Source organism: Afipia sp. GW823-FHT06G09 (genome assembly GCF_058794875.1).
This window is the reverse complement of sequence record NZ_JBXAHF010000002.1, coordinates 528385-553855: the sequence shown is the minus strand read 5'-3', so window position 1 is coordinate 553855 and position 25471 is coordinate 528385. Positions and strand designations below refer to the sequence as shown.

Annotated in this window: 26 protein-coding genes; 4 read left to right on the top strand and 22 right to left on the bottom strand. The window is 63.3% G+C overall.

Going from position 1 to position 25471, the window contains the following annotated elements:
• Positions 1 to 6: 6 nt before the first annotated feature.
• The 13 genes from lnt to murJ all read right to left on the bottom strand — a co-directional run bounded on the left by lnt (position 7) and on the right by murJ (position 12526).
• The gene (lnt, locus tag AC1Q67_RS10215; RefSeq protein WP_492234213.1) at positions 7 to 1608 is read right to left on the bottom strand and encodes an apolipoprotein N-acyltransferase; all 1602 of its coding nucleotides are present in this window, start codon (positions 1606 to 1608) and stop codon (positions 7 to 9) included.
• Positions 1605 to 2738: a hemolysin family protein gene (locus AC1Q67_RS10210; protein WP_024575671.1), complete on the bottom strand. Its 1134-nt coding sequence runs from the start codon at positions 2736 to 2738 to the stop codon at positions 1605 to 1607. Before AC1Q67_RS10210 ends, lnt begins: the two co-directional genes overlap by 4 nt.
• Positions 2739 to 3242 (bottom strand): rRNA maturation RNase YbeY, encoded by a 504-nt coding sequence (ybeY, locus tag AC1Q67_RS10205; RefSeq protein WP_492234214.1) that lies wholly within the window; start codon positions 3240 to 3242, stop codon positions 2739 to 2741.
• A 44-nt stretch (positions 3243 to 3286) separates the two neighbouring features.
• The gene (locus AC1Q67_RS10200) at positions 3287 to 4342 is read right to left on the bottom strand and encodes a PhoH family protein (protein WP_024575673.1); all 1056 of its coding nucleotides are present in this window, start codon (positions 4340 to 4342) and stop codon (positions 3287 to 3289) included.
• A gap of 4 nt (positions 4343 to 4346) precedes the next feature.
• Positions 4347 to 5750 (bottom strand): tRNA (N6-isopentenyl adenosine(37)-C2)-methylthiotransferase MiaB, encoded by a 1404-nt coding sequence (gene miaB / locus AC1Q67_RS10195; RefSeq protein WP_492234215.1) that lies wholly within the window; start codon positions 5748 to 5750, stop codon positions 4347 to 4349.
• Between the two features lie 161 nt (positions 5751 to 5911).
• Positions 5912 to 6610 (bottom strand): HAD family hydrolase, encoded by a 699-nt coding sequence (locus AC1Q67_RS10190; protein WP_492234216.1) that lies wholly within the window; start codon positions 6608 to 6610, stop codon positions 5912 to 5914.
• Positions 6607 to 7071 (bottom strand): Fur family transcriptional regulator, encoded by a 465-nt coding sequence (locus AC1Q67_RS10185; protein ID WP_006023544.1) that lies wholly within the window; start codon positions 7069 to 7071, stop codon positions 6607 to 6609. The genes AC1Q67_RS10190 and AC1Q67_RS10185 overlap by 4 nt, the downstream gene beginning before the upstream one ends.
• 48 nt (positions 7072 to 7119) lie before the next feature.
• Positions 7120 to 7626: a ribosomal protein S18-alanine N-acetyltransferase gene (gene rimI / locus AC1Q67_RS10180; protein ID WP_492234217.1), complete on the bottom strand. Its 507-nt coding sequence runs from the start codon at positions 7624 to 7626 to the stop codon at positions 7120 to 7122.
• Between the two features lie 2 nt (positions 7627 to 7628).
• Positions 7629 to 8318, bottom strand: a complete 690-nt coding sequence (tsaB, locus tag AC1Q67_RS10175; RefSeq protein WP_492234218.1) for a tRNA (adenosine(37)-N6)-threonylcarbamoyltransferase complex dimerization subunit type 1 TsaB — start codon at positions 8316 to 8318, stop codon at positions 7629 to 7631.
• A gap of 107 nt (positions 8319 to 8425) precedes the next feature.
• Positions 8426 to 8992 (bottom strand): NifU family protein, encoded by a 567-nt coding sequence (locus AC1Q67_RS10170; protein ID WP_024575679.1) that lies wholly within the window; start codon positions 8990 to 8992, stop codon positions 8426 to 8428.
• Between the two features lie 164 nt (positions 8993 to 9156).
• A complete protein-coding gene (locus tag AC1Q67_RS10165; protein ID WP_024575680.1) occupies positions 9157 to 9651 on the bottom strand; it encodes a universal stress protein in 495 nt (164 codons plus the stop codon).
• A gap of 215 nt (positions 9652 to 9866) precedes the next feature.
• Positions 9867 to 10904, bottom strand: coding sequence for a tryptophan--tRNA ligase (trpS, locus tag AC1Q67_RS10160; protein ID WP_024575681.1), 1038 nt, complete (start codon positions 10902 to 10904; stop codon positions 9867 to 9869).
• Between the two features lie 65 nt (positions 10905 to 10969).
• Entirely contained in the window at positions 10970 to 12526 is a 1557-nt protein-coding gene (gene murJ / locus AC1Q67_RS10155; RefSeq protein ID WP_492234219.1) for a murein biosynthesis integral membrane protein MurJ, read from the bottom strand.
• Positions 12527 to 12676: 150 nt separating this feature from the next.
• Between murJ and AC1Q67_RS10150 the strand changes: the two genes are divergently transcribed.
• On the top strand, positions 12677 to 13678 hold the full coding sequence (locus tag AC1Q67_RS10150) for an adenosine kinase (RefSeq protein WP_492234220.1): 1002 nt from the start codon (positions 12677 to 12679) through the stop codon (positions 13676 to 13678).
• Between the two features lie 32 nt (positions 13679 to 13710).
• Here the strand turns inward: AC1Q67_RS10150 and AC1Q67_RS10145 are convergent, their stop codons facing one another.
• Positions 13711 to 13872, bottom strand: a complete 162-nt coding sequence (locus tag AC1Q67_RS10145) for a hypothetical protein (protein WP_492234221.1) — start codon at positions 13870 to 13872, stop codon at positions 13711 to 13713.
• Between AC1Q67_RS10145 and AC1Q67_RS10140 the strand changes: the two genes are divergently transcribed.
• Entirely contained in the window at positions 13871 to 14200 is a 330-nt protein-coding gene (locus tag AC1Q67_RS10140; RefSeq protein WP_492234222.1) for a hypothetical protein, read from the top strand. The genes AC1Q67_RS10145 and AC1Q67_RS10140 overlap by 2 nt on opposite strands.
• 3 nt (positions 14201 to 14203) lie before the next feature.
• On the opposite strand, the gene AC1Q67_RS10135 is transcribed toward AC1Q67_RS10140, so the two are convergent.
• Together AC1Q67_RS10135 and AC1Q67_RS10130 are read right to left on the bottom strand one after the other, a co-directional pair.
• Positions 14204 to 16414, bottom strand: coding sequence for an SLC26A/SulP transporter family protein (locus AC1Q67_RS10135; protein WP_492234223.1), 2211 nt, complete (start codon positions 16412 to 16414; stop codon positions 14204 to 14206).
• A 186-nt stretch (positions 16415 to 16600) separates the two neighbouring features.
• The gene (locus AC1Q67_RS10130; RefSeq protein WP_024575686.1) at positions 16601 to 17392 is read right to left on the bottom strand and encodes an enoyl-CoA hydratase/isomerase; all 792 of its coding nucleotides are present in this window, start codon (positions 17390 to 17392) and stop codon (positions 16601 to 16603) included.
• A 251-nt stretch (positions 17393 to 17643) separates the two neighbouring features.
• On the opposite strand from AC1Q67_RS10130, the gene AC1Q67_RS10125 reads away from it, so the two are divergent.
• Positions 17644 to 18423 carry an SDR family NAD(P)-dependent oxidoreductase gene (locus AC1Q67_RS10125; RefSeq protein ID WP_492234224.1) on the top strand — a complete coding sequence of 260 codons (780 nt, stop codon included), beginning with the start codon at positions 17644 to 17646 and terminating at the stop codon, positions 18421 to 18423.
• Positions 18424 to 18426: 3 nt separating this feature from the next.
• On the opposite strand, the gene AC1Q67_RS10120 is transcribed toward AC1Q67_RS10125, so the two are convergent.
• The 3 genes from AC1Q67_RS10120 to AC1Q67_RS10110 all read right to left on the bottom strand — a co-directional run bounded on the left by AC1Q67_RS10120 (position 18427) and on the right by AC1Q67_RS10110 (position 22351).
• A complete protein-coding gene (locus tag AC1Q67_RS10120; RefSeq protein WP_024575689.1) occupies positions 18427 to 19344 on the bottom strand; it encodes a pirin family protein in 918 nt (305 codons plus the stop codon).
• A 135-nt stretch (positions 19345 to 19479) separates the two neighbouring features.
• Complete coding sequence (locus tag AC1Q67_RS10115; RefSeq protein WP_492234225.1) at positions 19480 to 20856, bottom strand: malonyl-CoA decarboxylase; 1377 nt, start codon at positions 20854 to 20856, stop codon at positions 19480 to 19482.
• A 127-nt stretch (positions 20857 to 20983) separates the two neighbouring features.
• Positions 20984 to 22351, bottom strand: coding sequence for an MmgE/PrpD family protein (locus AC1Q67_RS10110; protein ID WP_024575691.1), 1368 nt, complete (start codon positions 22349 to 22351; stop codon positions 20984 to 20986).
• A 160-nt stretch (positions 22352 to 22511) separates the two neighbouring features.
• Here AC1Q67_RS10110 and AC1Q67_RS10105 point away from each other — a divergent pair, with 160 nt between their 5' ends.
• The gene (locus AC1Q67_RS10105; protein ID WP_492234226.1) at positions 22512 to 23267 is read left to right on the top strand and encodes a bestrophin-like domain; all 756 of its coding nucleotides are present in this window, start codon (positions 22512 to 22514) and stop codon (positions 23265 to 23267) included.
• Between the two features lie 30 nt (positions 23268 to 23297).
• Here AC1Q67_RS10105 and AC1Q67_RS10100 read toward each other — a convergent pair whose 3' ends face one another.
• From AC1Q67_RS10100 to AC1Q67_RS10090, 3 genes are all read right to left on the bottom strand, one after another.
• On the bottom strand, positions 23298 to 23471 hold the full coding sequence (locus tag AC1Q67_RS10100) for a hypothetical protein (protein WP_192817758.1): 174 nt from the start codon (positions 23469 to 23471) through the stop codon (positions 23298 to 23300).
• Positions 23472 to 23581: 110 nt separating this feature from the next.
• Positions 23582 to 24064, bottom strand: coding sequence for a DUF2867 domain-containing protein (locus AC1Q67_RS10095; protein ID WP_492234227.1), 483 nt, complete (start codon positions 24062 to 24064; stop codon positions 23582 to 23584).
• Positions 24045 to 25469, bottom strand: a complete 1425-nt coding sequence (locus AC1Q67_RS10090) for an MATE family efflux transporter (protein WP_492234228.1) — start codon at positions 25467 to 25469, stop codon at positions 24045 to 24047. The genes AC1Q67_RS10095 and AC1Q67_RS10090 overlap by 20 nt, the downstream gene beginning before the upstream one ends.
• Positions 25470 to 25471 lie beyond the last annotated feature (2 nt).

Here is a 25471-nt window from a genome sequence, read left to right as displayed (position 1 = left end):
GCGATGTCAGAGCTTTTGTTTCGCGCGGCGTCGAATAACGATAACTGTCGACAATGCTACCGCCAGCGCCACCGGCATATCGCGAACGCGCGAGAACAGCGTCGGAGAGGCTGGCTTGGGCAAGGCTGAATCGAGCACGCCCTCGGTGCCAAGCCCCAATCGCGCAATGATGCGACCGAACGGATCGATCACCGCAGAGATGCCTGTGTTCGCAGAGCGGACGATGGGCAGGCCCTCTTCAACAGCGCGCAGGCGAGCCTGTTGCAGATGCTGATAGGGGCCGGTCGAAATGCCGAACCATCCGTCGTTGGTCAGGTTCACGATCCAGCCGGGACGGTCATCGCCGGGCACGACGTCGCCCGGAAAGATCGCCTCGTAGCAGATCAATGGCAGCATGCGCGGGGCGTTCGGCACCGTCATCGTCCGGCGCCGGTCGCCCGGAATGAAACCGCCGCGTACCTTGGTGATCTGCACGAAGCCGAGTTTTTCCATTGCAGACTGAAACGGCAGGTATTCACCGAATGGAACCAGATGCAGCTTGTCGTATATCGACAGGATGGTTCCATCGTGATCGATGACATAAATCGAATTGTAGGCGCGGGTGATCTGCGTTCCGGCAGGCTGATCCGGCGGGCGAATCGCCCCCGTCACCAGCACCGTTCCCGGTGGCAGCAGGTTCGCGATCTGCGCCATCGCGTCGGCTTCGCGCGTCAGGAAAAATGGAAACGCGGATTCCGGCCAGATCAGGATGGTGGAGTCGCGCACGCCACTCGATTGCGGGCCGGTCGCGCGATCCGACAGCGACAGATACTTGTCCATCACCATCTGCTTTGCGGCGTAGTTGAACTTCACATCCTGCTGCAGGTTCGGCTGCATCAGCCGCAGCTTGACCTTGTCGGCGAATTGAGTCGGCTGCCGCGCAAGCCTGCTTGCGCCATAGCCGCCCATCACCGCAAGCACGAGAAGAGAGGCGACAAGCGGAATCCATGGACGGGGCGTGACGTGCCGGTCGTCGATCAGCACGGCGGGAGATGCAAATACGGCGACTGCGATAAACGTCAAACCCCACAGGCCGATGAGCGAGGCGCTCTGCGCGAGCGCCAGGGGTTCGGTCAGGGCGTAGCCGAACGCATTCCAGGGGAAACCGGTCAGGATATGTCCGCGCAGCCATTCGCTGACGGTGAGCGCACAGGCGAGGCTCAGTATGCGAAACGAATCCGGCGTCCAGATCAGCCGCGCAAGCGCGAAGCCGAAAGCCATAAACAGCGCGAGGCCTGCCGGCAGGCCCATGACCGCGAACGGGAGCAGCCACGCAAAAGTCTGGGCGTCGACGAGGAAGGCGTAGCCCACCCAATAAAGTCCCGCGACGAAATAGCCGAAGCCGAACCACCAGCCGCTGAGCGCAGCTGCGGGAATGCCGCCGAGGCGTCCCGCGCCGGCGCCATCGATCAGCCAGACCGCGACCGGTACCGTCAGAAAGAGAATCGGCCACGCGTTGAATGGCGCCATCGCCAGCGCCGACAGTGCGCCCGCGGTGAGCGCGATCATTGCGCGCTTCCATCCCCATGACAGGATGATGCCGGAGATGAGCGCGCGGAAGGATTTCATCGATTGCCGGCGCCGTCGCTGGATGAAGCCGGATTGGTGTTGTCGTTGGCCTGGGCCTGCGCGGCATCGTTCGCGGCTTCCCTGCGGCGCAACTCGCGATGACGCAGATTGGAGCGGTCCTTCTGCGTTCCAATGCGCACACGTTTGACGCGGCGAGGATCGGCGTCGAGCACTTCGATCTCGAACTCCCCCGGTCCGGAAATGATTTCACCGCGCACCGGCAGGCGGCCGACCTGCGTAACGAGATAGCCGCCGAGCGTATCGACATCCTCGCCAGCTTCGCCGGTGTCGAACTCCTCTCCGACCACGGATTGCACGTCTTCCAGGCTGGCGCGCGCATCGGCGATGAACGACCCATCGGATTGCCGGACCACGGACGGTGTCTCGTCGCTGTCGTGCTCGTCGTCGATCTCGCCGACCACCTGCTCGACAATGTCCTCGATCGACACCAGACCGTCGGTGCCGCCGTACTCGTCGACCACCAGCGCCAGATGGATGCGCGTCGCCTGCATCTGCGCGAGCAGATCGATGGCCGGCATCGACGGCGGAACATAGATCAGCTTGCGCATGATGCTGGCGTCGGACAGCTTCATGCGCAGATCGACCGAACGCAGATCGAGTCCCGCTGGAAACGGCTTCTTGCGCTTGGCGTTGACCTCGTCCGCAACCTTCGCCTTCGCTGTGATGAACGCGAGCAGGTCGCGGATATGAACGAAGCCTTCCGGATCGTCGAGGGTGTCGTTGTAGACCACGAGGCGCGAATGAGCGGCGCTCTCGAACAGGCTCATCAATTCGCCGAGCGAAATATCCCGCTTGACCGCGACGATGTCGCCGCGCGGCACCATGACGTCGGCGATCCGCCGCTCATGCAGCCCCAGGATGTTGCGCAGCATGGTGCGTTCGATCGTGGTGAAGCTGGTTTCGTCCGGCGCGGTAGCATCAAGCACGACCTGGAGGTCGGCGCGGGCGGATCCCGCCTTCCATCCGAACAGCGTGCGCAGCGCGCGCATCAGCCAAAGTTCCGACGATGGCCGGAGCACCTCGACCTGCTGAACCGGCACCGGCAGATTGCCCGGTCCCGCCGTTTCGGAAGGATCGCTGTCGGACTTGTCGGCGAGAGAGCTGGGCACTTAGTTCACCTGGTCGTCGTGCGCGTAAGGATCGGGAATTCCGAGCTGCGCAAGAATATCACGCTCGAGACCTTCCATGATCTCGGCGTCGTTATCGTTTTCGTGATCGTAGCCGATCAGATGGAGAAAACCATGCACCGCCAGATGGCTGAGATGGTGCTCGAACGGCTTGTGCTCGGCATCGGCCTCGGAACGTGTGGTTTCATAGGCAATTGCAATATCGCCAAGCATGCGCGGGGCGTCGTCGTCGGCGCGCTCCGATTGCTGCGCGGGAAACGACAGCACGTTGGTCGGCTTGTCGATGCCGCGCCAGTTCTTGTTGAGCGTGCGGATGCCTGCATCGTCGGTCAGCATGATCGCCAGTTCGGCATCGGCGGTGTCGGCGTCGACCATGGCGGCGGCCGCTTCGATGGCGCGATGAATCGTCGTCTCCGCATCGCTCTCGCTGTTCCAGCAGTCGGCGGTGACGAGGACTTCGGTCGCGGGTATGTCGGCGGACGTCATGTCAAAGATCTTGGTTGCAACTGGCGCTCTGTTTCATCGATGCATCAAGGGGTGCCTGCGCCGGGCTGCTTCGGCACGCCTTCATATGCGGCAACGATCCGCGCCACCAGTTCATGGCGGATCACGTCCTGCGCCTGGAATCTCACCTGGGCGATGCCTTCGACGCCGTCGAGCAGCTTGGCGGCTTCCGCCAGCCCCGACGGCTGGCCATTGGGCAGGTCGACCTGGCTCGGATCGCCGGTGATGATCATGCGGCTGTTCTCGCCGAGACGCGTCAGGAACATCTTCATCTGCATCGATGTGGTGTTCTGCGCTTCATCCAGAATGATCGCTGCGTTGGTCAGGGTGCGGCCGCGCATGAAGGCCAGCGGTGCGATTTCGATTTCGCCGCTCTGCAGGCCGCGCTCGACGATGCGCGAGTCCATCAGGTCATACAGCGCGTCGTAGATCGGCCTCAGATACGGATCGACCTTCTCGCGCATATCGCCGGGCAGGAATCCAAGCCGCTCGCCCGCTTCAACGGCGGGGCGTGAGAGGATGATGCGGTCGACTTCCTTGCGCTCGAACAACTGACAGGCCTGCGCCACCGCGAGCCATGTCTTGCCGGTGCCGGCGGGGCCGATGCCGAACACCAGCTCGTGCCGCTTCAACGCGCGAATGTATGAATCCTGCGCGGCGGTGCGCGCCCGCACCGGGCGCTTGCGCAGATTGATTTCCTCGAACTGCGATTTCGCGGCTTTCGGATCGAATTCAAACAGCGAGCCCTGCGCGATCACGGCGCGGATCGCGCCTTCGACATCGCCCTGGGCAATGTCCTGGCTGCGCACAGCCTGCTCATAGAGCATTTCAAGTACGCGCCGCGCGGCATCGCAGCCGTCGCGCGAGCCGGCGACGGTGATGTGATTGCCCCGCGAGTCGGCGACAACGCCAAGGCGGCGCTCGATCAAGGCGAGGTTTTGTCCGTAGGGACCGACCAGTGCGGAGGCTGCGCCGTTGTCATCGAAGGCGACGACGATTTGGGCTTCGTGCGGTGTTGGAACGTCTCGGTCGTTTTTGCGGCCAGGGGCGAGTGTCGGCGAATCCGATGCGCTTTTTGGCAAGGGTTCAGGCTCCGGTGGTCATGGCGGACTGGGAAAGTGACGAGACGGGAGAAGCGGCTGGACCTGCGAGTACGCCGATCAGGCTGTAGCGCTCGAGGCTGTCGACGGCGACGGGCAGCACCTGGCCGATGATGTCGGGCGGCGCCATGACGTGAGCAGGTTGCAGGTAAGCAGTGCGGCCGACGACCTGACCGGGATTGCGCGCGGCGCGCTCGAACAGCACATCGACCGTCTTGCCGATCACTGCCGCGTTGAAGGCAGCCTGCTGGCTGTCGATCAACTCCTGGAGCCGCGCCAATCGCTCGTCCATCACAGTGGCCGTAACCGTCTCCCGCATGTCCGCGGCCGGTGTCCCGGGCCGGGGCGAATACTTGAACGAATAGGCGCCAGCGTAGCCGATTTGGCGAACCAGCGCGAGTGTTGCGGAAAAATCTTCCTCGGTTTCACCCGGAAAACCGACAATAAAATCCGATGAAAAGGCAATGTCTTCGCGCACCTTGCGGAACCGCTCCACGGTTCTCGCATAGTCGGCGGCGGTATGTTTGCGGTTCATCGCCTCCAGGATCCGGTCGGAGCCGGACTGCACCGGCAGATGCACGAACGGCATCACGGCCGGAATGTCCCGGTGGGCTTCGATCAGTGCCTCATCGACGTCGCGGGGATGGCTGGTCGAGTAACGCAGGCGAGCGATGCCCGGAATGTCCGCGAGCCGATACAGAAGCTGACCGAGCGACCATGGCTTGCCGTCGCTGCCCTCGCCATGAAACGCGTTGACGTTCTGGCCGATCAGCGTGATCTCGCGCACGCCGTTATCGGCGAGGCGCTTCACATCGTCAATGATGCGCGCCACCGGACGCGACACTTCCATGCCGCGCGTGTAAGGCACCACACAGAAGGTGCAGAACTTGTCGCAGCCTTCCTGCACCGTGACGAAAGACGAGATGCCGCGCGCGCGGATCATCGCCGGTTTCGGATCGGGCAGCGACGCGAACTTGTCCTCGACCGGAAACTCGGTCTCGATCGCACGTCCGCCGGTCTGTGCCTTTGCCAGCAGTTGCGGCAGATGATGATAGCTCTGCGGCCCGACCACGACGTCAACGACGGGCGCGCGGCGAATGATCTCGCTGCCTTCGGCCTGCGCGACGCAGCCTGCCACGGCGATCTTCATCTCGCGTCCGTTACGGGCCGCTTCGTCCTTGGCGGTGCGCAGGCGTCCAAGTTCCGAATAAACTTTCTCGGACGCCTTCTCGCGGATGTGACAGGTGTTGAGGATCACAAGATCGGCGTCGTCGGCGTTTGCCGTTTCGACGAATCCCTCAGGCGCGAGCGTGTCCACCATGCGCTGCGCATCGTAGACATTCATCTGACAGCCGTATGACTTGATGTGCAGCTTCCGCGGCGCGGTCATCGAAACCTTGGGTCTGGCGGCGCTCCGGGCCGCTCTCTCTGGCGCTTCAAATATAGATAAAGGGCGGCGAAATCCAGCGACCGGATGATATTCAGAGCGCTCCAAGCAGGGTCTATCTATTTGTCCTGGTGGAGTTTTCAGGGGCGAATCTAATCGCGTCCCTAAATGGCGCTTATTTCAGCGTGGTCGAGGCTGGGTTCGATCAGGCCGGGCAATGCGCGCATATCGCCGATGACAATGTTCGCGCCGGCCGCCCGCAGCCGGTCGGCATCGCCGGGCCGGCAGTGGCTGCCGCCGGTAAATCCGATCACGGTCATTCCGGCGGCATGCGCGGCGGTGACGCCGGGCACGCTGTCCTCGACAACGACGCATCGCCTTGGCGGCGTATCCATCTGTGCGGCGGCAAACAGAAACAAATCCGGCGCAGGCTTGCCGCGTTCGACCTGCATCGCAGAGAACAGATGCGGGTCGAAGCGATTGAGAAGCCCGGTGGTGCCGAGGCTGCTGCGAATGCGCGTCGGGGTGCCGGACGACGCCACACAGATGCGCCGGGACAATCGATCCAGCGCCTCGAAGATGTGCGGAACGGGCTGCAACTGCGCGCCGAACACGCGGTCAATCGTCGCTCGCAACTGCGCGGTGTAGGTGTCGGGAAAGGCGCGGCCAAGTTCGCTCTCGACCTCAAGCCGTGCCTCGCGTGCGGAGCGTCCAAGGAAGCGCTCATGCACCTGCTCGGCGGAGATCGCGTAACCATATTCCGTCAGCACGTCGGCATGAACGACGCAGGCCAGCGCTTCGCTGTCGACGAGCACGCCGTCGCAATCGAAGATGACGAGGTCGAAAGGGGGCGAAGTGCTCAAGACTTGTCGTCGTCCCGAGTCTTTTCGTCCAACGGCACGCAATAAAGCTCCAGCCGGTGGTCGACCAGCTTGTAACCAAGCTTGCGCGCGATTTCGGTCTGGAGCTTTTCGATTTCCTCGGAGGTGAATTCGATCACCTTGCCGTCGCGCAGATTGATGAGATGGTCGTGATGACTCTCCGGCACCTGCTCGTAGCGGGCGCGGCCCTCGCGGAAATCGTGGCGTTCGATGATGCCGGCGTCCTCGAACAGCTTGACGGTGCGGTAGACGGTCGAAATCGAAATCTTGTCGTCGACTGCGACACAGCGCCGGTAAAGTTCCTCGACGTCGGGATGGTCCATGGCTTCGGCGAGCACGCGCGCAATGACGCGGCGCTGCTCGGTCATGCGCATGCCGGCTGCGGCGCAGCGCTTCTCGATATCCGTATGCTTGCCTGTGGGCACGGGCTTCAAGGACGACATCTTGCGAGGTTCCGGTGGATAGAGCGGTGTTTTGCCACCGGGGGCAGCTTACGACAAGTCTCGTTGCATCACCACGGCGTTCAATTGTTCGCCGCTGGCGTCCTTGTAGTACCGTTCGCGGCGTCCGACGACGCGGAAACCGGCGCGTTCATACAAGGCGCGGGCAGGGCGGTTGTTTTCCTCGACTTCCAGGAAAACGGTTTTCAGGCCATGTCCCGCGAGATGTCCGAGATGGGTGCGCAGCAGGTCGCGCGAGAAGCCGCGCCCGCGATGCTTCTGTGCAACCGCAACGGAGAGGATCTCGGCCTCGTCGGCGGCGGTTCGGGACACGATAAATCCGATGGTTGATCCGCCGAGCCGCAGCCGGTGCGCGAGCGTGTTGCGCTCGATCAGGATCTGCTCGAATTCCTCCGTGCCCCAGCCGCGATGAAACGACGCGCGATGGAGTTGCGAGAGACGCGGCGCATCGCGAAGGTTCGCCGGCTCGACCGTGGCATCGACGCGTCCGAACAGTTTCGGGAACAGATTGGAAAGAAATGCCGGAGCGCGCGCCATGGTTATGTCCGCGTGTCCGGAAGCGCGTAACCGGCCTTCGGCTTGGCGTCGGGCGCGCGCAGATAAAACGGTTTCGCCGGCGCTGCACTCGGGTCGGTCGCCGCTCCGATCCATGCGACCCAGGTAATATCGGGGCCGGGTTTCGGGTCGACCAGCAGCGGTGCAGCGACGTTTCGCGGCCAGCGGTCCGCCAGCAATTTTGCGGCGTTACCGACCATGCGCAACGCGCCAAACCGCGACGCCGCGAACGTCTCCTCGATCGGCATGACCGCCGGACGCATCAGCACCGATCCGTTGCCGGCGACGACCTGGAAATAAACATGATCATGCCGGGCATCGATCGCAGCGATGATCGGATTCTCCTGCTTCTCGGCGACCAACGGCGCGGCATAGGCCGCAAGGGTGGTGAGGCCGATCACCGGCTTGTCGGCGGCGAGGCCGATGCCGCGCGCGGCGGAGATGCCGACGCGCAGACCGGTAAAGCTGCCGGGGCCAGTGGTGACGGCGATACGGTCGAGTTCGAGATAGCTCAGGCCTGATGCGGTCATGACGCGCGCGATCAGCGGCATCAGCGCCTCGGCATGGCCGCGCTTCATCTCCAGCGTTTCCTGCGCGATCACAGCTTTGGTGGTCGCATCCAGCACGGCGGCGGAGCAGTAATCCAGCGCGGTATCGATGGCGAGAACGATCATTCAGGGACCGGTAAGATGGCAAAGGTGGCGGCAACGTGCCGCCGAAAAAGCAAAGGGGCAAGCGGTTCGGCGCTTGCCCCAAGGCCTTTTTGAAGAATTTAGGTAATTTACATCGGCCGGACTTCGACCACATCCGGGATGAAGTGCTTCAACAGGTTCTGAATGCCGTGCTTCAGCGTCGCCGTCGACGACGGGCAGCCGGCGCAGGAGCCCTTCATGTCGAGATAGACGATGCCGTCCTTGAAGCCGCGGAAGGTGATGTCGCCGCCGTCGCTGGCGACAGCCGGGCGAATCCGGGTCTCGAGCAGATCCTTGATGACCGCGACCGTCTCGGTGTCGGCCTCGCTGAAGAACTCCTCGGCATGCGGCGCATCGCCGTCCGGCTGCTGGCCGTCGGCGAGCAGCGGCGCGCCGGACATGTAGTGTTCCATGATGACACCGAGGATCGCCGGCTTGAGGTGCTGCCAGTCGCTGTCGTCCTTGGTGACGGTCACGAAGTCCGAGCCGTAGAACACGCCGGTGACGCCCGGCACGCTGAACAGCCGTTCGGCGAGCGGGGAGCGGGTGGCGCTGTCGCGGTCGGTGAATTCCATGGTGCCGCTGTCGAGCACGGCGCGGCCGGGAATGAACTTCAGGGTCGCGGGATTGGGGGTCGCTTCGGTCTGGATAAACATTTGATTCTCCGGCGCATCGCCGGTTCAAGGCCGGCGCGAACGGGTTAGGTGAGCGGTTCCTATAGCACAGATGGCGCCTGAAACAGCCCGATCAAGGGTGCATGGCGGGTGTTCCGGGAAGCCTCCCGGCCGCCGCAGGACGCCGTTTTGAGGGGAAAATCCGTCTATGACAGCGCGTCGATATCGAGGTCGCTGAGATTGCCCGGCACGATCGTAATCGGGATCGGAAATGTGCCGGCGGTTTTCGCCAGCATGGTGATGATCGGACCGGGGCCTTCCGCACCGGCGCTGGCCGCAAGCACCAGCATGGCAATGTCGACATCGTTATCGATGACGTCGAGGATCTGCTCGCCGGGATCGCCCTCGCGGATGACACGCTCCGGCGTGATGGCTGCGATGCCGTTGGCGCGGCCCGAGGCGCGGTCGAGCGCCGCGTTCGCGATCTCCTCGGCTTCCGCGCGCATGATATCTGCGACACCGAGCCATTGCTGGTTGCGGTCTTCCGTCTCGATGACACGCAGCATCACCACGCCGCCGCCGACGCGAACCGCCCAGCGGCTTGCGTAGTACACCGCGCGGTCGCCTTCTGCGGTGTCGTCAACGATGACGAGGCATTTCGGCTTGTGGCCCTGTTCGTAGCTTCGTCGCTGGTTGCTCATGCATGTCCCTCGCGCGTATTCCGCAAAAGTGGGCACGGTTTTGCGAGCAGAATACGCGCAATTTATTGATGGGAGCATTTTCTTGCGGCTAACCGGCTTCCACTTAGCCGGAAAATGCTCCATTGACGAACTGGCATCATGCTGCCACGCGCGAGGCCGCGCCGACAAGGCGAGAAGAGGCTTGACGGAACTTGATTCGCGCGTTCGTGACGCGGCTACTTCTTGCGGATAAAGCCGACGATGTCCTTCACCGCATTCATGGTTTCGGCGGCGATGACGCGCGCGCGATCGGCGCCGTCGGCCAGAACCGAATCCACATAGGCTGCGTCCTGCGTCAGCTTCTTCATCTCGGCGCCGATCGGCCCGAGCTTTGAGACCGCAAGGTCGACCAGCGTCGCCTTGAAGCCGGAGAACTGCCCGCCGCCGAATTCACGCAGCACGTCTGGCCGCGACTGGCCTGACAGCGCCGCGTAGATGCCGACCAGATTGTCGGCTTCGGGACGGTTCTTCAGGCCTTCTTCCTCGCTCGGCAGCGGCTCCGGATCGGTCTTCGCCTTGCGGATCTTCTGCGCGATCCCATCGGCATCGTCGGTGAGATTGATGCGCGAATAATCGGAAGGGTCCGACTTCGACATCTTCTTGGTGCCGTCGCGCAGCGACATCACCCGCGTCGCTGGGCCAGTAATCAGCGGCTCCGGCTGCGGGAAGAATTTCTCGCCGAAATTGTGCGCGCGGATGGAATCCGAAAAGTCGTTGTTGAACTTCTGTGCGATGTCGCGCGCCAGTTCGAGATGCTGCTTCTGGTCCTCGCCGACCGGAACGTGGGTCGCGCGATAGACCAGAATGTCAGCCGCCATCAGATTCGGATAGGCGTACAGACCCACCGACGCGTTCTCGCGATCCTTGCCGGCCTTCTCCTTGAACTGGGTCATGCGGTTCAGCCAGCCGAGGCGCGCAACGCAGTTGAACACCCAGGCGAGTTCGGCGTGCTCGGACACCTGGCTCTGGTTGAAGACGATATGCTTCTTCGGATCGATGCCTGCGGCGATGAACGCCGCCGTCACCTCGCGGATGTTGCGGGTCAGCTCGGCAGGGTCCTGCCAGACGGTAATGGCATGCAGATCCACCACGCAGTAGATGCAGTTGTGGGTGTTCTGGAGTTTCACGAAGTTGACGATGGCGCCGAGATAATTGCCGAGGTGCAGATTGCCCGTCGGCTGGACGCCCGAAAAAACCAGTTCTTTTGCAGCCATCTTGTTGTTCCTGTGCCGCCGTCCGGCAGCCGATCCGTGTACGCGCGTCTTTAGCCATGCAGGCGCTACTCGCGCAAGCGGCCATCGCGCAAATTGCTGATCGCCTCGCCCCAGTTGACGACGCGGAGCAGGTCCAGCAGCAGGCCGTAGAACGAAACGCCCGCCGCGACCAGCCCGCCGAGGATGGTGATCCTGGCCGCGAAGCCGGCCGCTTCCATGACAGGCGCCACGAAGGACTCGGCGAGAAACAGCATCGCGCCCATCACGGCGGCGCAGATCGCGATCCGCGGCAGCCGGCGCTGCGCAATGGCGTCGATGGAGAATCCGAATGTCGTCGCGCCTCGCCAGCCCAGCACCGCGGCGCAGAACCACGCGCCGAGGGAGATGCTGGCGGCGACGCCGCTGGCGCCGTAGGCGTGCCCGAAGACCAGTCCGCAGACCACGGCGACCACGATGCCGGACAGCGTTGCCGCCAGCGGCGTCTTGGTGTCCTCGCGAGCGAAGAAAGCCGGAGCCAGCACTTTCACCAGAACATGCGCGGGCAGGCCGAGCGCGAGGATCGCCAGCGCCTGCGCGGTGGCGATGGTATCCGCCGCGGTGAATGCACCGTGCTCGAACAGCACGCGGATGATCGGCTGGCTCAGGACGATCAGGCCGATGGTTGCCGGGATGACCAGTGCGGTCGCAAGTTCGAGTCCGCGGGATTCGGCCTGCATCAGCGCGTCCTTGTCGTTGGCGCGGATCGCGCGGGTCATCTCCGGCACGAGAACCGTGCCCATCGCCACGCCGACCATGCCGAGCGGCAGTTCGATCAGGCGGTTGGCGAAATAGAGCCACGACACAGCGGCCGGTGAGTTCGACGCAATGATCGCGCCGCCGACAATCAGGAATTGCGGCCCGGCATTGGCGACCATGCCGGGAATTCCCTGGCGCAGAAACCCCCGGATCTGCGGGTCGAATGAAATCCGTATCGGGGTGGCGATGCCGTCGCGCCAGGGCCTGCGCTGTATCAGGATCAGCATTTGCAGACACCCGGCGACACCGACCGCGCCCGCGATCACGGTGGCCGAGAACAGCGGATCGTGCCGCCACACCAGCAGCACGACCAGCACGACGATCATGGTGATGTTGAACAGCACCGGCGAGAACGCGGTCAGCATGAAGCGATGCTCGGCGTTCAGCACGCCGATCATCACGATGGACGGTCCGACGAACGCAAAGTACGGCATCATCAGCCGGGCGTTGTCGACGGCGAGTTGCAGTGTCTCTCGGCCGACGAAGCCGGGTGCAAGCACTGCGATGACGAGGGGCATCAGCAATGTCAGAACAAGCGCGATGCCGATCAGGATCAGGCTGACGCTGCCGAGCAGGCGCCCGGCGAAGGCCGCGGCGGCGACTGTGCCTTCGGTTTCCCGGACGCGCAGATAATGCGGGATCAGGGCTGCGTTCAGCGCGCCTTCCGCGAAGGACCGGCGTGTCACGTTGATGAACTGGAATGCCACCAGGAACGCGTCTGCGACCGATCCGGCGCCCAGCAGCGCGGCCACCAGGGCATCGCGGATGAAGCCCAGCGTTCGCGACGCCAGCGTTCCGGTCGAGATGGTCAGGATATGACGGATCATCGAGCTATTCTGCGGATCACATGCTTGCTGGCGGGCGCGTTGTCGTGATAGGTCGCCGGTTGCTTCCAAGACCCTGGAACCGGCCTTCCAGTCCCTCCCTGAAATAACAGCTTTTGCCGGTTTGGCTTTCTCCCATCAGGAATATCATTAATGACCGCAGCGACATACGACGTTCTCGGGATCGGGAATGCCATCTTCGATATTCTGGTGCGCACCGACGATGCCTTTCTCGCCCAGCACGGCATGGCCAAGGGATCGATGGCGCTGATCGACGAGGCGCGCGCCGCTGCAGTTTACCAAGCCATGGGCCCGGCGACCGAGATGTCCGGCGGTTCCGCGGCGAATACAATTTTCGGCGTGGCAGGCTTCGGCGCCAAGGCGGCGTATGTCGGCAAGGTCAAGGACGACCAGATCGGCCGCATGTACACCCACGACATTCGCGCGGCGCATGTGGCGTTCACCACCGCGGCTGCGACCGACGGTCCCGCGACCGGATGCTCCTACATTCTGGTGACGCCGGACGGTGAGCGCACCATGAACACGTATCTCGGCGCGGCGCAGGATCTCTCTCCCGCCGATATCGATCCCGCCCAGATCGCGGCGTCCTCGATCGTTTATCTAGAAGGCTATCTGTGGGATCCGGCCAATGCGAAGGAAGCATTCCTGAAGGCCTCGAAGATCGCGCACGACAACGGGCGCAGCGTCGCGCTGACTCTCTCGGATGCATTCTGCGTCGGCCGTTATCGCGATGAATTTCTCGATCTGATCCGGACGGGGACGGTGGATCTGGTGTTTGCCAATGAAGCGGAACTGGCATCGCTCTACCAGACCGAGGATTTCGACAAGGCGCTGGCGCAACTGCGCGGCGACGCGCAACTCGCTGTTGTCACGCGCAGCGAAAAGGGCTGCGTGGTCGTTGCGAAGGACAAGGTGACGCCGGTTCCCGCGTCTCCGGTGAAAGAGGTGGTGGATACCACGGGTGCGGGCGATCTGTTCGCTGCGGGCTTCCTGTTCGGTCTGGTGCGCGGTCTTGGCCATGAACAGTGCGGACAGCTCGGGGCGCTCGCCGCCGCCGAGGTGATCCAGCATATCGGCGCGCGTCCGCAGACTTCGTTGAAGGCGCTGGCCCAGGCCGCCGGGTTGCCGGTCTAGCGGTTAACTATTCACGATCGAGTGACTTCCGGTTAACCGCGTTTGTCCTTGAAGGGCTTGCCGCCTGCATCCATATGACGAAAGACGATTTTCGGCGGGAACCATTGCCTGTTGCGTTCGTTGGAACTTTTCCCGCTATGCGGGCAGACATGTTTTGTAAGAGTAACGCGCAGGGCGCGGCGGAAGGTCACCATGATTTCAACCTGGAGCGAGTGGAAACGTTATCCGAAGGCGGCGCGCGGCGAAAAACTCGAAGCGCCGATCGGGCCGGGGATTTTCGAAGTCAGGCACACCTCGTCCGGCGCTTTGTTCGCCTTCGACTCTGCCGACAACCTCGCTCTCGCGCTGTCGTCGATTACATCTGGGTCGAAATCATTCGCATCCTGGTTCGGCAAGCGCGACCCCGTGACGTCGCTCGATCTCGAATATCGCACTTACGCGACCTCGACGCGCGAAGACGCAAAGGTCGCCGCGGAGCGCATGATCGGCCGCCGCGAAGCCTTCATGAGTCACGTTGCCTGACGCCTAGCGGCGGAGCACGCCGATCATGCGGCTGGCGAAGGTGAGCCGTTCGGCCAGGACGGACATGAAGTAGGTCAGGAGTTTCTGGCCGAGCGCCGGATTGCTGGCGGTGATTGCGTCGAACGCTTCGGCGCGCAGCACGTAGAGGACGCTGTCAGCCTCCGCGCGAATCGTGGCGCTGCGTGGCTGGCGCGCCACAAGCCCCATTTCTCCAACCGTTGTATGACGGCCGAGGCTGCGGACCCGTGTGGTGTGGCCCCCGCCCGCGTCCACGATGACGCCGACCCGGCCGTTGAGAATAAAGAGCATCGAATCTGCCGGTTCGCCCGCGCGCGCGATGGTCTCGAAAGCACGGACTTCAAGGCGTTCGCAGTGCCGCGCCAGTTCGGTGGCGTCATGGTCGCTGCCGAGAATGCCCGCGAACCAGCCGTGCAGGTCGCCTTCCTCCTGCTCCAGCCCGCGGTGCCGCGCGATAAGTTCGTTCTCGCACCACTCCAGTGCGTGATCGAGGTCCGGCATGACCAGGATGTCGCCGGACAGGAATTCTCCCGACCGCAGCATCTTTTCTGTTTTGCGCGGCAGGTTGACGAGAACGAGCTTCACGTCGTTTTCGATCGCCGCCCGCCTGATCTGGGCGAAGCTGTAGGCGGCCGATGAATCGATGCCGGTCACCAGCTTGAAATCGAAAACCAGATAGCGGCACTCGGGATGATGGTCGAGCAGTGTCTTCACATGCTGATAGAGACGATTGGCCGAACCGAAGAACAGGTAGCTTTGCAGGTTGAGCCCGTGGATTTCCTTGCCATGGGCGGCGAGCAGCGCCAGATCCTGCCGCGAGCGATCGAGCGAACTGCGATACTCCGCGCCGTTGAAGCCGAATTTGATCGAACTGATCCGCGACACGCTCAGGGCGAATGTCGCGCAGCCGATGACGGTTCCGATCAGGACGCCGGCGATAAAGCCCCACTTCACGATGATGAAAATGATCGCAAGCAGCGACAGGTATTCGATGGTGGACAGCCGTCGCCGCGATTCGACGATCCAGCGGTTGAGCTGATCGACGCCGAGATAGATCAGCAGGCCGCCGAGAATGAACTTCGGCATATAGCTGAGCAGCGCCGGATCGGCCACCAGCATCAGCACCGCAATGAAGGCGACCGCCAGCCCGGAAAGACGTCCGGTGGCTCCGCCGTTGCTGTTGAGCAGCGAGCGGCTCAGCGAGATACAGCCCGCGTAGCCGCCGAAAAGTCCCGACAGGATGTTGGCCGCTCCCGCGACATTGAGCTCGCGCTCGAGATTCGCTTCGCGGCTGGTCGCCACCTCAAGGCCCGTGGTGTTGAACAGCGTGCTGATCGCGGTCACGAAGATCACCGCAATCAGGTTGCCGATCAGTCCCGGCGCGGCCCGCCACGGGTAGTTTTCGATATCGCCGAGATGCCACGGCATCGAAATCGTCGCGCGCGGCAGCGACTGAAATGTCCAGCCGAGAGCCTGGGCCTGCTCCACCGAAATGCCCGCGAAGTTGAAAACGATGTGGGTCGCCACCACGCCGGCGATCAGCAGCGCCGGCAGCGCCAGCGGATTGCGCGAGCGATGCCATGTCAGATAGATCGTGAATGCGAGCGCGACGCCGGCGAGCAATTCGTACATCGTCATGGGGTTCGCGAACGCGGCGAGGTTATCGAACCTCGGAGACTCGTTCGTGATGACCCGGACGCCGCCGAGCGCAATCAGCAGCGCGGTCGCGCCGAGAAATCCGCCGATCACTGGATAGGGCACGTAGCGGATGGCGCGGCCAATCCGGGTCAGGCCCAGACTGCACAATGCGAGGCCGGTGATGATGGTTGCGGCAGACAGTGTCAGCAGCACGGGGCCAAGCAGGTGTGCAGACGAATCGGTTGCCGTGATGTGCTCGACCACCGACGTCGCCAGAATGGCGGTGACCGCCGCCGTGGATGTCTCGGGGCCTCCGACCGCGGTGGGAAAGGTGCTGCCCAGCGCAACGACCACTGCGATGATGGCGGTGGCCGTGAAGGTCGCCGCGATTCCATAAGGCAGATATTGGGCCAGCGGACCGGAGAAGATCAGAACCGAATAGGACAGTCCGAAGGACACCGTCAGGACCGCGGGCGCCGCGCTGGCAAAGATGTCATTCAGCCAGGCGCGAAGTTTCACACTCGGGCTTTGAACTGGGCTGACGGAAGGGAAGGCCACGCAGGACGTCCATCGATGGAGGCCCGCCAGTCCTAGACGACGGCAACGCGAACGTAAAAGAGATTTTTGTGACAGTTACTGTCGCTTTGCGCGAAATGAGATATGCCGCCCCGGTGTGCATCGATGATCGCAAAAAGGGCTGCACCGTTTCCGGCGCAGCCCTTCGTACAATTCTTTGACTGCGGATCAGCGGCCCTTGAATTTCGCGGGGCGCTTTTCGAGGAACGCGCCGACGCCTTCCTTGAAATCTTCACTGCGCCCGGCGATGCGCTGCGAGCTTTGTTCCAGATCGAGCTGTTCCTCGAATGAATTGTTCTCGCTCTCCCAGTAAAGTTTGCGGATCAGCGACAGCGCCACGGTCGGGCCGTTGGCGAGATCATGGGCAAGCTTTTTGGTTTCCTCGGCCAGTGCCGCATCGTCCACCACGCGGTTGACGAGGCCCCATTCCAGCGCCTTCTCGGCTGGCAGCCGTTCGCCCAGCAGCGACAGTTCGACGGAGCGGGCCTTGCCGATCAGGCGCGGGAGAATCCAGGTCGATCCGCAGTCCGGCACGAGGCCGATCCGCCGGAAGGCCTGCAGGAAGTAAGATGAGCGCGCGCACACGATGATGTCGCCCATCAGCGCGAAGCTCATGCCCGCTCCGGCCGCCGGTCCGTTGACCGAAGTGACGATCGGGCAGTGCAGGTCGCGCAGACGGCGCAGGAACGGATGAAACGCCGTTTCCAGTGTGGTCCCCGCGCTCTGGCGCTTGCCGCTCTGGTTGTTGCGGCCCTGAAGATTGGCGCCGGTGCAGAACGCCTTGCCCGCGCCGGTGATGACGAGACAGCGGACTTCCGCGCGCTTCTCCTCGAGAGTCTCCATCGCTTCCGAGAGACCCGCGAGCATGTCGACGGAGACCGCGTTCATGACCTCCTGATGATCGAGCACAAGGGTTGCGACCGGTCCGTCGAATTCCAGCCGGCAATGATTGAACTGCATGTCTTCCTCGCTTGATGGGTTTGACTGATCGTCACGTCCGGCCAGCCGCCGCGTGCGTTTCAGCGCGACTATTCCGGAAACCGAATCGGCTGTAAACGGCGCGATTCGGCACACGAGGTCTGACCTGCCATGCGTTGCGAACTTTAATTTCGCATGGCGAAAGAGCGCAGCGTGACCGTTCGCCGTTTGATTTTGCGTGGCCGATTGGCCAATGTCGCCGCCAAACAAGATCAGCGGGAGATCAAGCGATCATGAGCATTTTCGATCTGAGCGGCCGCGTCGCGGTGGTCACTGGCGGCAACGGCGGCATCGGCCTCGGTATCGCGCAGGCACTGGCGGAAGCGGGCGCAACGGTTTCGATCTGGGGCCGCAACGCCGAGAAGAATGCACAGGCGGTTGCTGCGATCACCGGCAAGGGCGGCAAGGCCGAGGCGCGCGTTTGCGACGTCACCGACGCGGCGTCCGTGAAGGCTGCGATGCAGGGCACGCTCGACACATTCGGCCGGGTCGATGGCTGCTTCGCCAATGCAGGCATTGGCGGCGGCGGACGGCAGTCCTTCATCGATCGTACCGAGGAAGACTGGCGCAAGATGTTCGCCACCAATCTCGACGGTGTGTTCCATGTCTTCCAGGCCGCGGCACGGCACATGACGGAACGTGCGGCAAAGGGCGATGCGTTCGGGCGGCTGGTGGCGACGTCCAGCATGGCGTCGCTGTTCGGCACCGCGCGCAACGAGCACTATGCGGCGACCAAGGCTGCGATCAATGCGCTGATCCGCGCGCTCGCGGTCGAGCAGGCGCGCTACGGCATCACGGCCAACGCGATCCTGCCGGGCTGGATCAAGAGCGACATGACGCAGGGGCTGATGGCGAACGACAAATTCGTCGACAACGTGATGCCGCGGATTCCGATGCGGCGGTTCGGCGAACCGTCGGACTTCGGCGGCATCGCGGTCTACCTGATGAGCAAGGCCTCGTCGTATCACACCGCCGACATGATCGTGATTGACGGCGGCTACACGGTGTTCTGAGGATCACTCCGGCAGCGGAATGAATTCGTGCTCGTTGGGCACATGAGCGAAGCGGCCAGCCTTCCAGTCGGCCTTCGCCTCTTCGATGCGCTCCTTGCTCGACGAGACGAAATTCCACCAGACGTGGCGCGGCCCTTCCAGCGCGGTGCCGCCGAGGAACATCATCCGCGTCGGGCGCACGGCCTTCACGGTGATGCGGTCGCCCGGGCGGAAGATCAGCAGCTTCGGACCTTCATACTTTTCGTTCGTGATTTCGATCTCGCCGTCGACGATATAGATCGCGCGCTCCTCATGATCGGCATCGAGCGGCACGCGCATGCCCTCGTCCAGTGCCACCTCGGTGTAGAACCACTCCGAGACCATATCGACGGGCGATTTCTTGCCGAACGACGAGCCGGCGATAATGCGTGCCTTGAATCCGGTGTCCTGCACCGTCGGCAGGACGTCGGCGCCGAAATGCTGGAACGACGGCGCGATCTCCTCCTTGCCGGCCGGCAGCGCGATCCAGCTTTGCAGGCCGAGCATCTTCTGGCCGTTGGCGCGCTGCACGTCCGGCGTGCGCTCGGAATGCGCGATGCCGCGGCCGGCGGTCATCAGGTTCATGGCGCCGGGCTGGATTTCCTGGATGTTGCCCTCGCTGTCACGGTGCATGATGCTGCCGTCGAAGAGGTAGGTGACGGTGGCGAGCCCGATATGCGGATGCGGGCGCACGTCCATGCCCTTGCCGGCGACGAACTGCACCGGGCCGAAGTGATCGAAGAAGATGAAGGGGCCGACCATCTGCCGCTTGCCGTGCGGCAGCGCGCGGCGGACGGCGAAGCCGTCGCCGAGATCGCGGGTGCGCGGCACGATGATGAGATCGAGCGCGTCACAGGTTTGCGGATCGCCGAGGATCGGATCGTTCGAGGGCATCCAGCTCATGATGTCGCTCCTTTTTTAGCAATGTCTCCGCCGGACCTGATCCGGCAAATCCATCTTTCAGGAAATTTGATTCTCGATGGATACGCGGGTCAAGCCCGCGTATGGACAGTTGAGATTGTTGCGCCTTCGGCGACTCTACGCGCTCGCCGATGTTTCCGCGAGCGCGCGTGCTGGCAGCATCTTGCGAACGGCGGACGACGATGCAATCTGGCCCTTTTCGGCGAACGCCTCGTGGTTCGCCTCGATCTGGTCGAGCGCATAGAGATAGTTGACCATCAGCCCGTGCGACTGCTGCATGCCCTTCTCGGAGCGGTCGCCGAGGAAGTTCAGCCGCTCGAGCCGTGCGCCGTTGCCGAGATGGAAGCGAGCGACGGGATCGAGCGGATGCCCGCGTGTGCCCTTGGCCTCGATGAAGTAGTACGCCGCCAGCGGCAGCAGTTCGGCCTTGACCTGCTCGGCGGTGTCGGGATCGTCGGCCCAGTTCGGCGTATCGAGGGCATTGAGGGTGGCGCGCGAGGCCGCATCGAGCCGCGGCGAGGTTTCGGAGGCGCGTTCGCGCGCGAGCCAAGCGGCGAAGCCGGGCACGGGCGAGAGCGTCACGAAGGTCTGCACGTTCGGCAATTCGCGCTTGATCTCCTCGACCACCTGCTTGATCAGGAAGTTGCCGAAGGAAATGCCGCCGAGCCCGCGCTGCGTGTTCGAGATCGAGTAGAACACCGCCGTTGTGGCATCGGTGGCCGCGATCGGTGCGCGCGTGAGATCGAGCAGGGGCGCGATGGCCGCCGGACTTTCGCGCGTCAGCGCCACCTCGACGAAGATCAGCGGCTCGTCCACGAGCTGCGGATGGAAGAAGCCGTAGCAGCGGCGATCCGACGGCGCGAGACGGCTGCGCAAATCATCCCAGTTGGAGATGGCGTGCACCTGCTCGTAGCGGATGATCTTTTCCAGAATGTTCGCGGGCGTGGTCCAGTCGATCCGTTGCAGCACGAGAAAACCCCTGTTGAACCACGACGCGAACAGATGAACGAAATCGCTGTCGACATGCTTGAGCGCGGGATGATCCTTGATATGGGTCAGCAGCGCTTCGCGCATGCGCACAAGTGATGCAGTGCCACCGGGTGCAAGATTAAGGCGCCGGATCAGTTCCTGGCGGCGCGGCTCGGCGGCCTTCAGAAGTTTGCTGATAGCATCGGGCGTCGTGCCTTTATCGCGCACCACGGCCAGCGCGGCGTTCAGTTCGTCCATGTCCGGACCGAACAGATCGGCCAGCGCATTGAGGAAGGCCAGTTGGTCGGCCTCGCTTGCGGCGGAGTAACCCGCGAGCAGGGTGTTGGCGAGCGCGACGCCGGTGGCTTCGCCGCGCCGCGACAGCAGGGTTTCGCCCAGCCCGATCAGTTCGGCCTGCGACATTGCGCGGGCGCCGTTCGACAGGCCAAGCAGGCTGCGTCCCCGCGCGGTCAGCGTGGTGAGCAGGTTGCTCAAGGAGGCCCGATCAAGTCCCAGCGTCGCCATTCGTCAGCTTGCTCCTTCGCAGTCGAACATCATCCGCGGATGATAGACAGCGAATGCGACCGATTCCAGACGGTCAGGCCCCGACTTTCGTTTGGGAATGCCCGATCCGCAGGCCGCCTGATGCGACTCAAAGCCGCGCGAGCGACGTGACGCGGTCGATGCGGTCGAACTTGTCGAGCGACAGGATCGCGTCCGCGAAGCGGTCGGCGCGCTCGTTGAGCACCGGACGCGCGAGTTGCAGGAATTTCTGCTGCATCGCCGCTGCATCCGGAAACGACGATGGCTCGCCCGACGGGTCAGGGATCAGCCGTTCCAGCGTGCCTTCGCCGCTTTCGATACTGACGCGCGCGCCAAACGGATGGCTCTTGCCTTCGAGCCGTGCGTCCTGCACGACCTCGATCCTGTCGGCGAGCGCCTCGATCGCAGGATCGCCGAGCCGCTTGTAATCGTCCCAGCCGAACGAGCCCTGATCGAGCGCCAGCGCGCCGGTGAAGAACATCGAGAACTGTCCGCCGACCACACTGCGGGCATGGCGCTTGGTTGCGGCATCGCCGGTGAGCGTGATGCCGTTGCGGTGCAGGCCGATCTCGACGCTCTTGATGTTTTCCGGCGTGAGATTGTGCTCGCGGCGCATGGCGATCAGGGCGTCGATGGCGGCGTGGGTGTAGCGGCAACTCGGATAGGGCTTTACGCCGATCTTCATGGTCTCGTAGATTTTGCCGAGCCCGGCGGTCGCCTTGTCCGGATGCGCGTCGTCGCTGTACCCGACCAAGAGGCCGTGCTTGCCTTCAACCGATTCCGTCGCGCCGATGAATCCCTCGCGCGCCAGCGAGGCGGCAACGACGCCGTTCATCGCGGCGGCGCCGACCTGATAGCGCTTGTTCCACGCGCCGTTGACCAGAAACTGCAGCGAGCCGGCGGCCTGGCTTCCCGAAACTCCGAACGCGGCGACAATCTGCTCGGCGTTGAGCTTGTACAGTTTCGCGGCCGCGGCCGCCGCGCCGTAGGTTCCGGCAGTGGCGGTTGGATGGAAGCCCTTGGCATAGTGCGATGTCGGATCGAGCGCGTTGCCGAGACGGCAGCAGACCTCATAGCCCGCGACAATGGCTGTCAGCACGTCGCGGCCGCTGGCCTCCACGATCTCGCCGACGGCGAAGGCGGCGGGCACCACCGGCGCACTCGGATGCAGCGATGAATCCGCGTGGGTGTCGTCGAAGTCGAGCGAGTGGCCGAGCGCGCCGTTGAGCAGCGCGGCGATGGCGGGCGTATAGGTTTTGGCGTCGCCGCACACGGTCGCATCGCCCTTATTGTCGAGGCCGAGGGTCGCCAGCATCGCCAGCAGCGACGGCGTCGATTCCGCCTCGCTGCGCGCCCGCACGGCGCTGCCCAGAAAATCGAGGGTCAGCGCCTTGGCGCGCTCCAGCACCTCTGGTGGAATGTCTTCATATCTGAGGTTTGCGACGTAAGCGGCCAGCGTTGCGGTTTCATTCGCCATTGTTGTTTTCCCGTTCGTTGGGCGGCAGACTAGGCATCCCGTGACGGATGTTCAACCCGGCGGCGTTCAACCCGCCTTGCGCGAGCCCGTCTTGACATCGGCCGGCTTGCGGGACGACCTTTGAGCCCGGTTCAGGTCCATTTTCACCAGTTGATGGGTCATGTTTACCGGCGCCGGTTTGATCGCGTTCATCTGTATCTTCGGCGCAGCCATGCTGGGCTTTGTGCTCAGCCGTTTTCTCCCGGATCATCACCTGACCGATCAGACCGGCAAGGCCATTCACAACGTGATGGGGGTGGTCGCGCTGCTGGCAGCGCTTGTGCTGGGACTTCTGGTTGCCAACACCAAGGCGAGTTTCGATCTGCGAAGTCAGGAAACCCAGCAATTCAGCGCCAATCTGACGCTGCTCGATCGCGAGCTGATGCATTTGGGTCCCGATGCAGCAAGAATGCGCGAGATGTTGCGCACATTTACAGCACGCAAGATCGCGCAGTTATGGACCGATCGCGACCTGGACATCGAGAATGATACGATGGAATCGGTTCGCCTGCTCGATCAGATCGAGGGTGATCTGCGAGGCCTGCTGCCGCAGAATGCAACCCAGACCGAAGGGCGCAAGAATGCGCTCGACATTATCCGGGAGCTGAAGCGCACCAGCCGCCTTCTGTCCGTCCAGCAAATCAATACGACGCCGCGTCCGTTTCTGATCGCCGGTATTTTCTGGGTCAGTGTGCTGTTCCTGTGGCGGGGGGTATTTGCCCCGTGCAACGGAAGCGTGATCGCCGCATTTTTCCTTGCCGCACTGTCAGTTTCGGTGGCGATCAATCTGATCTTCGATATGGACCGGCCGTTTACGGGCTTCATCAAGGTCTCGCCCGTGCCGATGCATCAGGCGCTGGACCGGATGACGGGTTAAGCCGAGCGCACTGTCTGGCCAAATATCGGATCAGGTCTTGGACTTCCGGATGTAGGGCCAGAACGCGAAAACGGCGACAATGATGGTCGCGATCACAGTGGCCATCAAGGTCTGGATGATGTCGAAGTGCTGGCTATCGCGGGCGACAAACAGCGCGGTGATCGGAGCCGCCAGCGTGAGCAGCAAACGCACAAATAAGGACATGACCGGACTCCCTTGCACATGCCGCCCTTTGCGGGTGCCAGAAGTCCGATAGCGCGCCGGGGTTCATTTGCCTTTGATCCGTGTCAAGGGGCGGCCAGGTTCGATGCGCGTCAGACCTGCCGCAGCATGGCCGGAACGATGATCCGGTGAAACGGCATGATGGTCGCAAGATAGACTCGGCCGAGCAGGTTATGGGTCATCACCAGCGTGGTCGCGGTGACCTGACAGCGGGGCGGGTTGTCGGCAACATCAACGATCACACGGAAATCGAGATGCCTGTCGTCGAAGCCCGCCACCAGCCGCTGCGGCGTTTCGCTGATGACGGGAAACGGCCCGATCGAGTTCGCGGCGATGGCCTTCGTATGCGTGGGCGTCTTGAGGCCAAGAGGCGCCACGACAAGATTCCGCAATCTCATCAGGGTGTCGATCCAGCGCGGCAGACGGAGAAACATCCGCTCCGCCGCCTGCCGGGCGGTGAGGGTGTCGTCACTTACCGCAATCCGAAATGCATCGGCGAACTGCGCGCCGGGAAGCAAACCTTGCATCCCGGCATCGGTGTTGAGTTCCTGAACGCTAAGAGCCTGACCGGTCATGTTGCAACCTCAGCCGCTGCGTCAGGGTGCGGAAGCGCAGCACGAGCAGGATGGCATATATACCGGTTCCGATCGACAGGCCGATCCAGACACCGATTGCGCCCAAATCAGTCCAGAATGCGAGCCCGCAGGCCGCGGTGAAGCCGACCAGCCAGTAGCTGATGGCCGCAAGCAGCAGCGGAATGCGCGTATCGCTGAGACCGCGCAGCGCACCGGCGGCCACGGTCTGGATGCCGTCGGCGATGAAGAATGTCGCGCCGACCAGCATCAGGGTCGCGGCCAGTTCAATCGCGGCCAGACCTTGCCGCGTATCACCGAAGAAAAATCCGGCCAGATCAAATCGCACGACGATCACGGCAAGGGTCATCGTCGTCATGAAGACGATGCCGAGCACAATCGCGGCGACGCCGGCGCGGCGGATCGCCAGCGTGTCGCCCCGCCCCAGCGCCTGTCCGACGCGCACGGTGGCCGCCATGCCGATGCCGAACGGCACCATGAACAGGATAGCCGCGATTTGCAGCGCGATCTGATGCGCCGCCAGCGCCGTCGTGCTGATCAGGCCCATCAGCAGACCGGCGGCGGAGAACAGTCCGTATTCCAGCAGGAACGACACCGCGATCGGCGCGCCGATGATGACGAGCTGGCGCATCAACGGCCAGTCGCTCCGCCAGAAATGTCCGAGCACGTGAAATTTCCTGAACGGGCGCTGGCTATAGGTGAACCACAGCGCAGCGGCACACATGCCGAAGTTCACGGTGGTCGTCGCAACGCCTGCGCCCAGCAGTTCCAGTTTCGGCATGCCCCAGTGGCCATGGATCAGCGCATAGCCGAGCACCGCATTGGCGGGGATCGCGGCCAGGGTGATCCAGAGACCGGGCTCGGGACGGTTGACCGCGCCCATGAAATTGCGGATGGCCATGAAGCACAGCGCGGGCGCCATGCCGGGCGCGAGACCGAGCAGGTAACGCTGCGCGAGGCGGGCGTTCTCCGGCGCCTGGCCGAGCATCAGGAGAATCTTCTCGCCGAACAGCGGCAGCAGCATCATCGGCACGCACAGCAGCAGCGCCGCCCACAGCCCGACACGCAGGGCGCGGCGGACGATGCGCGGCTGGCGCGCGCCCAGCGCCTGTGCGGCCAGCGGCGCCACGGCGGACACCAGCCCCATGCCGATCACGAAGGCGACGAAGAACACGGTATGCGCCAGCGAGGCGGCGGCAACCGCAGTGTCGCCGAGACGTCCGATCAGCGCGAGATCGGTGGTCATCATGGCAATCTGCCCCAGTTGCGTCAGCGCAATGGGCAGGGCGAGCCTGATGGTTTCGATGAATTCAATCGCGACCGCGCCGCGCGCGGCACTGTTCAGGCTGGCTACGCCGCCGTCTTCAGCCTTGTCGAAGGATGTCATGA